Origin of the sequence: Pseudoalteromonas luteoviolacea NCIMB 1944 (genome assembly GCF_001625565.1) — a bacterium.
Classification (GTDB): domain Bacteria; phylum Pseudomonadota; class Gammaproteobacteria; order Enterobacterales; family Alteromonadaceae; genus Pseudoalteromonas; species Pseudoalteromonas luteoviolacea_F.
The window spans coordinates 55,191-69,609 of record NZ_AUXS01000042.1 but is presented as its reverse complement, the minus strand read 5'-3'; the positions used below and the strand labels follow the sequence as shown (position 1 = coordinate 69,609).

The following is a 14,419-nucleotide window of genomic DNA, read 5'->3' as shown; positions in this document are numbered from 1 at the left end:
CAGGTGCCATTCATCGTCTTTCGACCCGATATGGCACCGCTTCTTACGGGTTATTTGCCCGTATGAGTTTGTGGTTTACATGGAAAATAACACCCAGTGATCACTGCCCCGCCAGCAACTTTGTCGGTTAGGTGCTGAGTAACCACTTTGTTCGAAAGGTTAGCTAATTTCTTTGTTTTAAGATTTAGTTTCATCATTATCTCCTTATTTAATATAACTTATGTACCAGCTCTGTCTGGCATGCATAAAGTATCCTTTTACCAGCCAATATCAAGGAATTATTTACCCACAAAATCCCTACACAATAGAATATATGATTAATAATGAAGCAGAAAAATGCACAATCCTAAATAATGATAAAACTTAAAACCGGGCCAACACTTGGGTATACTTGCGGTACGAAGCACACTGCTTATGCCTCTCCAGTAATTACTACTTTAGTCTTAGCAATAATCCTTATTTTATATTACTTGATTTAAATCAAAACCATACACATCCATTCGACTAAGCACTGCGTGATCCCATCTCATAACGCTTGTTTATCCTACGATTCACTTTTAATGTAAAGCAAATTAAAAACGGTAGACTCTCTTTATGAAACCAATAACAACGCTCGCCTTAACTGGTGCCTTATTTGGCTTTGCGGCCACTGAAAGTGTCGCTAGCTCAACCTTCAAGTCCGATGATATCTTTGCGCTAGAGTATGCGGCCAGCACGCAGATAAGCCCAGACGGTAAGAAAATAGTTTACGAAAGAAGCAGTTACGACATTATGCGTGACAAGCCGAAACGTACACTGTGGTTATATGACATCGCTGAAAAAGCACATTACCCACTATTTGCTGATCAGTTTAATTACAGTCAGCCGCGCTGGTCTCCCGACAGTAAAAAAATCGCATTTACCAGTAACAGCAGTGGCTCTCGCCAATTGCATGTGTATTGGTTAGCACAAGATAAACAAGCCGTTTTAACCCAGCTTCCCAAAGCAATTGGGAATATTACATGGTCACCAGATGGCCAACAGATTGCATTCACGATGAATGTCCCGCAAGGCAAATCCAAATTTGCAAAATCAGTTAAGCTGCCGAGCAAACCCAAAGGCGCCGAATGGTCTGAGCCTGTTAAAATCTTCGAAAAAGCACGCTATCAAGCCGATGGCCGAGGTTATTTAGAGCCTGCTTTTAGGCATGTTTTTGTGTTACCAGCCAACGGTGGTACACCAAGACAGCTGACTAAGGGAGACTTTCAACACCGAGGTCCTCTCGCTTGGAGCCCTAACAATCAAAGTATCGTATTCTCATCGGATCAACACCCTGAGTGGGAGTACCGCACAACCGAAACGGATCTATTCAAAGTCAGCGTCACAGATCAATCTCTGACACAACTAACCGATTTACCTGGTTCTGAGTACAACCCAACATTTTCCAAAAAAGGTGACAAGCTAGCTTTTATCAGTCGTGGCAATGCCCCGGTTCCCTATATCAATAATCAGCTAACTTTATTGTCAATAAAGGATAAGAAGCTTACTTCATTGACAGATGATCTAGACCGTTCAGTGGCTGACTACCAATGGGCAGGCAAAGGCGACTTTGTGATCCAATATGATGACACTGGAAAGCGAGTGCTGGCAAAAGTTTCTACCCGTGGCAAAATTTCTCAATTAACTGATGATGTCTCTGGTACAACTCTAGGCCGCCCGTATGTCAGCGGTAATTTTACGATGGCAAATAATGGCACCATTGCTTATACACAAGGCAATAGCCATTCTCCTGCCGATGTAGGTTATTGGCGCAAAGGGAAAACGGCAACACTGACACAGTTAAACGCAGACTTGTTAGCCCACAGAACTCTCGGAGAAGTTCACGAACTCAATTACAAATCAGAGTTTGATGGCGAACAGATCCAAGGCTGGTACATTACGCCACCAAATTTTGACAAATCGAAAAAGTACCCGCTTTTAGTCGAAATTCACGGTGGTCCGCATCTCGCTTATGGCCCACATTTTAGTGCTGAATTACAGCGTTATGCAGCACAAGGTTACGTTGTTGTTTATGTTAACTATCGCGGTTCAACCAGTTATGGTGAGCGATTTGCACTCCTACTCGATGGTAAATACAGCTCAAAAGAAGACTTTGCCGACCACAATTCTGCAGTGGATGCACTGATCGCCAAAGGTTTTATAGATGAGCAAAACCTCTTCATTGCTGGTGGTTCAGCGGGTGGTATTGCAACAGCTTATGCGATTGGGTTGACAGACAGGTTTAACGCAGCAGCCATCACCAAACCTGTGATTAACTGGATCAGTAAAGTGCTCACAGCAGATAGTTACCTAGGCCAAATTCGCAATCAGTTCCCCGGCCTTCCATGGGAAAATCTGGCCCATTACTGGCAACGCTCACCACTATCATTGGTTGGCAACGTCACCACGCCTTCTTTAATCATGACAGGTGAGCTGGATAGACGTACGCCTATGTCGGAGTCAGAGCAGTTTTATCAAGCATTAAAACTACGTAAAGTTGACACAGTACTAGTACGTGTACCTGGCGCTCCACACGGTATTGCTGGCCGACCTTCTCGTATGATCTCTAAAATCGAACATACCCTCGCATGGTTTGAGATGTACAAAAAATAACGTCTTAATCTAAACATATGTTGCTGGGAATATACCCAGCAACTGCGCTATTCTCGACCCCATTGAAGCGCCTTTTTACTCGCCTAGAATTCGACCGCCAACTTGTTTCATATCCCACCTTTACTACCAGATCCGCTGCAACTTCGGTAATTACCTTGCTTATATTGCTCTCGTATCTGTGATGGCGTCATCACATTATGGTGTATTTGAATTTCACCTATCGCGCCCTTAAATAAGCCTGTTTTAAACGAAGAACGGCTGCCAATACGCAGCGGCTTTTCATTGCTCAAGGAACCTTGACGGCCTGTCGGGTCGAACGCACTATTAAACTGCCCATCGAGATAAAATCGAATGCCTTTATTACGGTCTCTATCAATACTGACCGCAACATGATGCCATTGTCCATCTGCAACAAACGCCTGCGAATCGTAAAAAGTACAAGACGAGTCCTGCTCTTGACAATACCAACTGCCATCTCCGTCAGCGAGCTGAAGTGCCAAATAACCATCGTCAATATAAAATACATAGCCCTGTACATCGGAGACTTGGTCTTCATACCGTTTATCGACAATGATATGTTGACCTGTCGATGAAGTTTGTATCCAAGTAGAGATTGAAAAATCACCTGTACTCACATCCAATTCAGAATCAACAACCTCAACATAGTCGTCAAAACCATCTAAGCAAAAGGCCATATCGGATTTCTTGTTGGCGAGTTTGATAATCTCTCCCTTCAATACAGACAGTTGATACTGCTCACTTTTTAATACTTTAGAGGTTGAAGTATATAACCAGCTCAGCCAAATCAAGACAACGATTACAGCGACACCTCCGGCAATCACAAATGGCCACCTCTTAAATGTGTGATCCATATAATCTAATTTGACGGGTTGTGCCAACAAGTACCCTTTGCCGCGGATATTTTTTATTTGCTCTTGTTCATCCAGTGCTTGGAAGGCTTTTCTGAGAATACTGATACGCTGTTTTACGTTCTCATTGCCTGTGATCACGCCCTGCCAAACAATATTTTGCAATTGCTCTGCTGGCAGTGGGTTATTTTGATGTTCAATCAAGGTCAAAAGAAGCGAGAAAGACAGTTCCGATAAGGGTTGCTTTAGTTCATTTTTGCTCAAAGTTTTAGTGTTTAAATCGGCATAAACACTACCAACCCAGAACCCTTTACATTTTTCTAAACTTAACTTTTTTTCATCCATAAAAAACTTATCCATAAATATCAACAACTAACACTTACCCATATCCGGTAAAAGTAATTTTACTCTTTATTTACCCTATTTTTCTAGTGTTTTCTGAACATGCTCATCAAGATAAACGCAATTTCTTATTCACTTTGAATCAACAATATATTCAAACATTTGATAATGGAGTGTCCAATGACGAATGCAATTAAATCCTCAAAAAGCGCTTTGGTAGTATGTAGTGTACTCATCACAGCCCCTAGTTTTGCAAATATTGACCTGCAAAATAATAGCCACGAACAGATAACAAATCTAAAGTGTGATCATTACATAAATCGTAATCAGCACTTGATAGACGGCCAAACCATGGGCGTTAATCCAGGTGACACTTTATGCCTCGAAGGCGGCACAAGAGGGCCGCTTAGAGTACGCAATGTGCAAGGAAGTGCATCGGCGCCAATTATCATTCGCAATCAAGATAGCGTAGTGACATTTTCTCCTTATGAATACAGTATTGCAGTAGAAAATAGCCAGTGGCTGCGGATCACCTCAAAGCCTGTAGAAGATGTGTCTGAGTATGGACTTCGATTAGGCGGCACACTGGGTGTTGGCACTTTGAGTGAACAAATCGAAATTGATCATCTTGAAATTTATCGCGCCAGATTTGCTGGTATGTTGATAAAAACAGATCCCACATGTGACGCAGCCACATGGGCTGAAAATTTTACTATGACAGGGATCCGCATTCACAATAACTACATCCACGACACTGAAAGTGGAGAAGGCATGTATATCGGATATACAGGGAGATCACGTACCTTATTGTGTGATAACACATTGACGACCGTTTATCCGCACAAACTCCAAGATGTACATATTTTTGACAATAAGTTAGAAAACATCGGAGCGGATGGTATTCAAGTTAACTCCATCCAAGGCAATACATTTGTCAATAACAACACGATTTACCGAACAGGTGTCAGCCCTTTCGATCTCCACTGGCAAAATACAGGGATTCAAATTGGTGGTAATGACGTTGAAGTCAGAGGCAACCTCATTTATCGCAGTGGTGGCAATGGCATGATGATCGAGGGAGATGCGGTTAGAGTGCTCAATAACCACATTATTTATGCTGGTGAAAATGGCATTTTTGCACGAAATATGGCACAGCAGGACGCTAGTATTCAAAATGGATTGCCGCACGACTACAAAGGGAACTTGATTATTCACCCGGGAAGTTATGCTTTGAAGCTCTATGCAATCAATACAGCTTCTGCACATCGAATCATTGAGAATAGTATAGAAAATGACGGCTCAGTAGATGCCGCTGGCCGCCCAAAAACCTTTTCATACTTGAATGATTCGGTATTGCGACACGAGCTGAATAACCATCATTACGTGACGCAATCCGCTTACTAATCGGATTATTTCGAACAAGATAGGCGAATATAGTTTGCCAAAACTTTTTGCTGGGCGTGCCTAAATGTCAATCCTTGCCAACATACCTTGACTGGCACGCTCAGCATTTTTTAGTTAAAAGTCGAGCGACTTAGATGCACTACACATTTGCCTTAAGCCTGCTCTGATACGCGTAGTTCAGGTTTAATTTGACTTAGCAATTCACTTGCCGCATCAAAGTCATAATCATCAATCAATGTTACTAACTGCGTAAAGACATCGAAAAATCGTGTCCCTTGATACATAGGCAGAAGCTCACTAACCAGATCAATTGCGTCAGTATCATAATCTTCCAGCAAAGCAGTTAGCTGGCTTAATTTTTGTGCAATCTGCTGTTCAGTTAGCTGGACTGAGTTAATCGGGACACTCTGCTCTTCCTTATCCATGCTATTAAGTACTTGCTGAATCGCAAATATTAATGGCTCAAGCTTTTCATGCACTTGATTCAAGGCTACCGTATGCGCTTTTTGGTCTGCGCAAATTCGCTCTAATTCTCCCGCAACAGACTGTACCTGCGTAGCCCCAATATTACCTGCGGTCCCCTTTAGCGTATGTGCACAGCGCATCGGCCCATCAGGATCTGTGTGAACCTGTTCAAGTGCCTCTTCAAAATGTGCGTGAAAATGCTGCTGTCTATCAACAAATCGTTGCAATAAACGCATGTAAAGTGCCACATCTCCTTGAGATATAGACTTGGCAATACCTGCATCAACGCCAGGAATTTTTGGGTATTGAAGCTCATCACTTGCGGGGACCACTTGCTCAGCATGATGCTGACTTTGCTCGGATACCTTTATCCACTTTTGCAATGTCGCGAACATTTTGTCTACGTTGAGCGGCTTACTGATAATATCGTTCATGCCACAAGCCAATGCGGCCTCTTGGTTATCCATCATCACACTGGCAGTCATAGCAATAACAGGTAAGGATTCAAATTGGCTTTGCGCTCTGATCTCGCGTGTCGCTGTATAGCCATCCATTACAGGCATTTGACAATCCATGAGGACACCATCGTATTGCGCTTGCGCCAACATATCCAAGGCCTGCTGGCCATGTTCAGCTACATCGACGGCAATACCCTTCCCAGTCAACAGGGCAATCGCCAACTCTTGATTCAAATCGTTGTCCTCAACCAATAACAAACGCGCTCCCGCCAATGAATGAATGCTCTCTTGCTGAGTCACTGAAGCTGAGTCGCCATCATGACTTAACCCAAAAACTCGCTGTAAGGCCGCCAAGACATCAACCGCCAAATATGGTTTAACTACGAAGCTCAGTTTTTGCTGATTTTGCAGATAAGGTTCAACTATTTGCGCATCGTACAGTGGCATTAAAATTACCGGGGTTTGAGATCCAGCTTTATTGAGCTGTTGTACCAATCCAAATTGCGACTCAATTCTCATATCAATAAAAATAATATCTTTATCTGCAACTAAACTCGTCACATCCTTGACCTCGACAGAAGTTAAGCTGTGCGCTTGAATATCAAAGTTAGACAAATAAGAAACGAGATTACGGCTGGCACTGTGGTTGTCATCTATGATCACAGCTTGAGTTGCAGGTATATTGCCCCGTGCTTCAGGTTCATACAGCGCATCATCCAAAACCAACGTAAAGCTAAAGGTACTTCCGACATCCAATGCACTTTGACAATGGATTTCACCATGCATTAGTTCCACCAACTTTTTGCAAATCGCGAGCCCAAGCCCTGTACCGCCATATTTTCGTGTTGTTGATGTGTCAGCTTGAGAGAATGAGCTAAACAACTTGGCTTGCTGCTCTTCAGACATACCAATTCCTGAGTCCACCACTGCAAACTGTAACGTGATCTCTCCGCCAAGCTGCTGCTCAACGCGCACATCAATTAATACTTCGCCCCCTTGTTCTGTAAATTTAACCGCATTACTACCTAAATTAAGCAGAATTTGCGACAGTCTCAGCGGGTCGCCAATTAACTTGCTCGGTACGGCAGATTCTATATGCGCGCACAATTCCAAGCCTTTTTCTTTGGCTTTGACTGCAATTAAATCTAAACAACTGCGCAGCGTTTCCTCTACACAAAATTCAACTTGCTCAATATCCAGCTTGCCAGCCTCTATTTTAGAGAAGTCTAAAATATCATTGATAATACCAAGCAGGGATTCGGCACTACGATGGATCTTTTGAACATAATTACGTTGCTTAAAGTTAAGCTCTGTCTCCAATGCCAAGTAGCTCATACCTATAATGGCATTCATCGGGGTACGGATCTCGTGAGACATATTTGACAAAAAGTCTGACTTGGCTTGCGTTGCACTTTCAGCGCGTTCTTTGGCCTGTTTTAGCGCGACTTCTAAGTCTTTGGAGTCTGAAATATCCATGTGGATACCAAACATCTCCTTGCGTCGGCTATCTTGATTCACGAAAACACTTTGACCCATGCTTAATATCCACTTCCACTCTCCACTGGCCGTTTTCATCCGCAACTCACAGCGGTAAGTTTTTGTCTGTTTTGATAAGTGGGCTTGAAGTGCGTTTTCTACAAGGGGAAGGTCGTCTGGATGAATAAGCTCTCGCCAGCGCTTTATGGTATTTCCATAGTTTAATTCCAACGCACCTTCTTGATAACCTAACATGGTTGACCAAATCGCGTTTGTGACCAATAAATCGCTCTGGCAATCCCATTCCCACGTGCCCGCATTTGCTCCTTGCATCGCCAAGTCCAATCGTTGTTCAGCCTCTTTTAATTCGCTATAAGACAAAGAATTCGCCAGCGCAACAGCAATGTGATTGGCCACGGACCGCAGTACGTTTAAATGAACCTCTTTATATGCGCGAGGTTTGTTTGACTGCACGGTAAATACTCCGATTACTTTACCGTCTACCACCAAAGGCGCGCAAAATACCGACTTAGTTTGTTCCCCATAGAGGTTATTACATGCTTTTAAATCAACACTTTGCCATTCTTCTTCGCAGGCAGCATAAAACTCTTGGCCATTTGACACACAGTATACGTCAGCACTGCTGATCACTTTGGTATGGCTTTCCAATGCCTCGTATAGCTCCCCTTGCTGGTTCGCATAAATATAATCGACATAGTCTTTTTCCGGATAAAATACCCCAACAGCAAAAAACTCGCAGTGCAATATATCACTCAAATGGTTGTATATAGTTTCGCTTATCACATGCATATCATAGGTTGCAGCGACCTCCTTCCCAACTTCCCCCAACACCACAATATCTCGCGTCCTACGGGCTATTTTGCGTTCAAGCTCGATGCTGTTTTCTCGCAACTGCCTTACTCTGAGCCAAAATGCCCCTAACAGAATTAACACCCCAAGCAATGGCATTAATATACGGAACCACAAAGTTTGATACCATGCTGGAACACTGATGATTTTGAGTTCAATACCAACTTGATTCCACACACCGTGGTTGTTACTTCCTTGAACCCGAAAGCGATATGTGCCTGGCGGTAACTCGCGATAATTGACAATGTGCTCGGGGGTAATGGCGCTCCACTTATCATGATAGCCATCCAACCAAGTGCGATAGCGATTGTCGTCAGTGGCTTGGTAATCTAGTGCTGCAAAATGAATCGATAAGTTTTTGTCGCGATGACTCAGACGGATTTCACCGTTGTCGATTGCGGTAGGGCGACCATCAATAAAAGCTTGCGTGAACGCGACTGGGGGTGCACTGGTATTCACTTTGACATCTTTGGGATTAAAACCTGTGATCCCATCGATACTGCCAAACAATATTTGCTCATCCATCACAATAAATGAACGAGCCAAAAAGTGATGATTTATCAAACCATCATTTGTCGTAAACTGGTGAAAAATACCGTAGGTTGGGTCAAATTTAAACACGCCACTGGCACTGGCAAACCATAAAAAACCGTCTTTGTCTTGGGCGATTGATTTCACTGCAAAGTTAACTTGCGACGCGGTGTTGTCATACTGTTTAAAACGCTTGTTAGACATGTCGAAACGCGTTATCCCCAAATTGGTGGCAAGCCAAATGTATTCACCTTGTTGCATTGCATGAGTCACATAGTTGCCATTGGGCCCTACTTGCCCTGTGTGCGCCGTATATTGCACAAACTCAGAGGTTTGCTGGTCGATTCTAAATACCCCTTCTCCATCGGTGCCTGCCCATACCTGTCCTTCACTGTCATGAAAGGTAAACTCCAAGTCCTGCCCCGCTAAAAAGTGTGTCACTCCATTGTTTGTCGTATTCAGTCGTGTCAAACCACTACGCCCAGCCAGCACAAGCCACATTTGCCCTTGTTTATCAAAGCTGACATGTTCAACGGAGCGACGGGAATCATCTAACCAAGGTAGAGGCACTAAGCTTAGCGATTTTTCGTTTTCATCAACTTGATATAGCCCAAAGCTGGTTGCTGCAAATAGCTGGCCTTGTGCATTTCGGGCCATACTGTGAATACGCAACCGATAATTGCCCTGTAAAGTTTTCGCATCGGCAAAAGGTGTAAACTGCGATTTGCCATCGAAGTGCACTAAACCGCGACCTGTGCCCAACCAAACCCCGCCCATTTTGGCAGGCTCAATAGCCAGTACTTGATTAAATAACCCAGAGAGTAATTGCTCGTTCAAAAAGTTCTGCCAAGACACAAAAGCAGGCGGGTTTGGAAACACCTTTTGCACGCCGGAGTATCGCGTCGCCGCCCACAGCAACCCGCTGTCATCAATCAGGATTTGCCTGACATCACGGTTTTGAAGTAGCGTCAACTCACCATTATCTATCACGGGAACAAACTGATTCACCCGAGGTGAAAAGCGATACACGCCTGCAAACGTGGCCAATAAAATATCGTCATTAAAATGATGTAACCTAGTGACACTCGGTAAGGTACCTGATGGTAAGTTAAAAGTGTGGTATTCAGCCGTTTCAGGGTTAAACAAACCAAAGCTTGTTCGCGTCGCTACCCAGATCCGGCCCATATCGTCCACTGATACTTGACGTACTTCAGCGTGATCCAAAGAGCGAGGTGCTACACCGAATGCTCGAAATTGCCCAGTATCTCGATCTAGCCGATACAACCCATTTGATGTTCCAACCCAAATACCGCCCTGTTCCCCCTCACTGATACTCCACACTCGGTTATTGCCTAAACTATGGGGATTATTTTGCTGCTGTACAAACCGCTCAAAGCTTTGCAGATCTCCCCTCAATCGATTTAGTCCTCCCCCATTGGTGCCAACCCACAGAGTACCGTCGCGACTTTCAAATAGTGTTTGTACCTTATTGGCGCCGAGGGAGTTGGGATCACTGTCATCATGTTTAAAGTGCACAAAATGCTGTTTTTCGCGAATAAACAGGTTTAGACCGCCACCCCATGTGCCAGCCCATAATCGACCTTGGTTATCGAAGAGTAATGCTCCAACACTGTTTGCAGACAACGAATGAGGATCGTTTGGGTCGTGATTAAAGCTGACGAATTGATATCCATCATAGCGCTTAACACCGTCGGCACTTCCAAACCACATGAATCCCTGAGGATCCTTTGACACCGCGTAAATTTGTGGGTTTGCTAAACCATTATATGCTGAAATGGCTTCCACCTTAACTTGCGAGGTGGCGTCGACACTTTCGACATACATACACAAACTTATTAAAAACAAAAACAGCCGCCAAAGGCGCATATCTGACTCCTTGAGATATCTGGATTGCAAACATTTTCACTCTGTAGCAACACATCAGGGAAATAAGTGCTGCCTATTCAATCAATATGAGTGTATGCATAATTATTAGACACTTTTCGATAACATGTGCAAAATAAGAAGAGTTAATTTTTGTCTATCAATCACTCAGTTATGTAGTCGCGTGCCAAGGACAGCCAATTAGCCTTTAACTTCCATTAAGCAAACTTGACGCGGAGAGCGCTATGACCTGGAGTGACAACCCCCAGCCAATCACCATTCTTCTTGTGGAACCTCACGAATCCATTCGTTCCATGATAGCCAGTACAGCCAAAAAGCTCGCCGCAAATGTCACTGTCGTACAGAGTTCAAATGGTGTAGATGCTCGAGAAAAACTCACTTATAACGATGTGCAACTCATCATTTCTGAATGGCAATTACCCAAATTAGATGGGATTTCTTTACTACAGTATGTCCGCAGTACTCCTCGCACAGCGCAGATCCCTTTTGTTATGACCTCTGCCACCATAGATCAAGGTAATGTGATGCAAGCCATTCAAAGTGGCGTATCCGAATACATTGTCAAGCCATTCTCTAGCCAAATTTTGTTATCCCGATTGCAGCGCGCACTAAGTAAGCCAGTTAGGCCGATGAAAGCCAATGCAGCAGAACAGACGGCACAAAGTGAGCACGTAACTCAAGTTCTAGTGGTCGACGATGTCGCAGATAACATCAAGGTTATCAGTGATATTTTGCGCAAAGATTACAAAGTAAAGGCAGCCTTAAATGGAAAAAAAGCGTTGCAAATATGTGCAATGGAGCCCCAACCCGACTTGGTACTGTTAGATATTATGATGCCAGACATGGATGGCATTGAAGTGTGTAAACGACTTAAGGCCGACCCTAATACACAGCATATTACCGTAATATTTTTGTCGGCTTTAGAGCAAACAGAGCATATCGTTAAAGGGTTAGAGCTAGGCGCTGTGGACTATATAACCAAACCGGCAAACCCTTCTATTGTGCGTTCGAGAGTTAAAGCACACTGCCGCGCAATAGATTCAAATCGGTTAATGCGCACCCAAATTGACACCATGATGGAAAATGCCAAACTCAGAGATCAGTTTGATACTGTAAATCAGCAGGAAGTCATCAACCCAATCAAAGAAATTCAAACTGCCAGCCACCAATTGTCGGATAACTTAAATAACCCGTCAAAAGCACAGCAATATTTAGATTTTATCCAACAGAACTGCCAACAATTACAGCTTCATTTGGACAATATGCAAACCTTGCAAAAAATTGAACGTGACGAGTATACATTAGAGCCCTCCCCCCATGCATTGCGTGAGCTGCTCGACAAGGTTCTAATGGGGTTGAGCCACATAATCTCAGAGCATCAGATCAATATTACCAACACGGTGCCAAACAATTTGCATGTAAAGGGAGAGCAACAGCTTTTATTTGCCTTGTTTACCCATTTGATTCAAAACGCCTTAGAAGCAACATCTCGAGACAAAACAGTCTCTATTAGCATACAAAGTGAAAATAACGCCCAATTCCACACTATTGCAATCCACAACCCTGATCCCATAGCCAAACAGATACGCAATCAGTTTTTTGATAAGTTTGTTTCATACGGTAAAGAGGCGCGTTCTGGTCTAGGCACCTATACAGCCAAAGTACTTGCAGAACAACAAAAGGGTTACATTGAATATCGTAGCGATGAGCAAACAGGCACCTCTGTCTTTGTTAATTTGCCCACCGCCTAAGCGGCTACTGACTCAAAGGTAAAACAACGGGTTTGCCTACATCGCCTGGTTGTAACCAGGGTATTGTAATGTAACTCGGATATTGTGGCTGATGTAATATCTGTATGTCAGCAATTTGCGCTTGTTTCATGGTCTGAAATGCAACGGGTAAAGCGCTGTTAAAATGCTTTTGCCGATGCCACTGTGACGAGCGTATAACAAATTGCAATTTACACCCTTTTTCGATGTTTCGCGCCACCCAATCAAAGTCTTTAAACTGGATCAAAAAAGGCTCGTTAATGGGCGTTGAAACTGGCTTAGCTAAACTATCACGATATTTTGCCCGCTTGCGTGCTTTACTTAGTAACCGAGGAAGAGTGTTAGCACACACCTCAAATGCATCCAGATAAAAATCACTATCTGGTACGTTCATCGCTAACCAAACCTCTGCTTCCAAGCGACCGAACAATACTTTGTCACTGTCCAAAGGCTGGGTTTCAAATACCACATAACCATCGTGCTCATTGGGTAAGTTGACCGAGCCCGTCATATCTTTTGATAATGGCAATGCGTGTGGTGTAGCCGGGTCATAACGATACCTGCTCACAGGTTGCTGTTCACCTTGAGTCTGTAGTGATTGCAAAGACAAGTGTTGAACATCGGCTCCCGACTTTAATTGCGTCTGGCCAACCCACAAACCTGACGCTTGGATATAGTGCATCACAGGCGCGGTCAAATAAGCAGGCTTTGCCGCGCCTTTTAGGGTCCAATTAAACCAATCTAAGTAAATTTTAAACATGTCGAGCATACTGAGATTGAGAAAGTGCGCTTCATGTACATGGCTTTTTGGTTTGCGAGTGCCGCTGTGATCCCACGGCCCAACTATCAAATAGTGCTCAGAACGGGCTACCTTATTGCCCCACTGTTGGTGATTTTTAAAATACTGCAACGTGCCTCGCTGGTCACCATCATAGTGACCCGTTATAGACAATATTGGTGTAGTTATGGCGGCATAATCTTGTTGTTTGGGCACCATTTCCTGCCAATATTCATCATAGCTTGGGTGCGCAAGCCAAGTCTGATATACATCAGATAAATGCGCTGCGTTTTTGTCTAAATCCTTGAACCTTGTACCGCTATTTTTTTGCCTTAAGTACGCTTGTTGCCACCCATCCCCATTGCCATAACGTTTGTTATTCCCCTTGGACAATACAAAATCTAGCCATGAAATTGTATAGTCAGAAAAAATATTATTGCCCATTGGGAAGTCATAGCCAGGGTAAACCGATGCAATGGCAATCATTGACTGCAACGAGGGCGGTCGATATTTTTGGATTGCCCATTGCGCAAAGCCACGATACGACCCCCCCAATGTGCCCACCAGCCCATTGCTCATCGGATGTTTTGCGAGGTACTCAATTACATCAAAACCATCACGACCTTCGTCAATAAAAGGGGTAAATACGCCGTTTGAGTCACCTAACCCCCGACTATCCACTGCTACAAAGATATAGCCATGCTTACTAAAGTAGCGCCCTCTTTGCAGCGCTTCACTTCTGCCATAGGGTGTAAACTGTACAATAACTGGAAACTTTTTCTCGCTACTGGGTGAAGAAACGGGCGTGTAAATCGTTGCAGCCAGCTCCGTTTTGTCACGAACGGGGATCCTCAACTCTGTTACCTCTAATGCCATTAATTGAAAACTAGAAAGCACAATAAACAATGCGACAAAATACAT

General features: G+C 43.7%; 7 protein-coding genes. 3 read left to right on the top strand and 4 right to left on the bottom strand.

The features are described from left to right. Positions 1 to 50 precede the first annotated feature (50 nt). Complete coding sequence (locus N483_RS27035; RefSeq protein WP_155735414.1) at positions 51 to 197, bottom strand: hypothetical protein; 147 nt, start codon at positions 195 to 197, stop codon at positions 51 to 53. A gap of 397 nt (positions 198 to 594) precedes the next feature. Here N483_RS27035 and N483_RS15690 point away from each other — a divergent pair, with 397 nt between their 5' ends. Further along, the gene (locus N483_RS15690) at positions 595 to 2,631 is read left to right on the top strand and encodes a S9 family peptidase (protein ID WP_023399700.1); all 2,037 of its coding nucleotides are present in this window, start codon (positions 595 to 597) and stop codon (positions 2,629 to 2,631) included. A 107-nt stretch (positions 2,632 to 2,738) separates the two neighbouring features. On the opposite strand, the gene N483_RS15685 is transcribed toward N483_RS15690, so the two are convergent. Continuing rightward, the gene (locus tag N483_RS15685; protein ID WP_023399699.1) at positions 2,739 to 3,845 is read right to left on the bottom strand and encodes a LamG-like jellyroll fold domain-containing protein; all 1,107 of its coding nucleotides are present in this window, start codon (positions 3,843 to 3,845) and stop codon (positions 2,739 to 2,741) included. A 177-nt stretch (positions 3,846 to 4,022) separates the two neighbouring features. Between N483_RS15685 and N483_RS15680 the strand changes: the two genes are divergently transcribed. Further along, positions 4,023 to 5,246, top strand: coding sequence for a right-handed parallel beta-helix repeat-containing protein (locus N483_RS15680; RefSeq protein WP_023399698.1), 1,224 nt, complete (start codon positions 4,023 to 4,025; stop codon positions 5,244 to 5,246). Between the two features lie 152 nt (positions 5,247 to 5,398). On the opposite strand, the gene N483_RS15675 is transcribed toward N483_RS15680, so the two are convergent. Continuing rightward, positions 5,399 to 10,933, bottom strand: coding sequence for a two-component regulator propeller domain-containing protein (locus N483_RS15675; RefSeq protein WP_023399697.1), 5,535 nt, complete (start codon positions 10,931 to 10,933; stop codon positions 5,399 to 5,401). A gap of 242 nt (positions 10,934 to 11,175) precedes the next feature. Here N483_RS15675 and N483_RS15670 point away from each other — a divergent pair, with 242 nt between their 5' ends. Next, the gene (locus N483_RS15670) at positions 11,176 to 12,702 is read left to right on the top strand and encodes a response regulator (RefSeq protein ID WP_023399696.1); all 1,527 of its coding nucleotides are present in this window, start codon (positions 11,176 to 11,178) and stop codon (positions 12,700 to 12,702) included. Between the two features lie 4 nt (positions 12,703 to 12,706). Here the strand turns inward: N483_RS15670 and N483_RS15665 are convergent, their stop codons facing one another. Further along, on the bottom strand, positions 12,707 to 14,419 hold the full coding sequence (locus N483_RS15665) for a CocE/NonD family hydrolase (protein ID WP_023399695.1): 1,713 nt from the start codon (positions 14,417 to 14,419) through the stop codon (positions 12,707 to 12,709).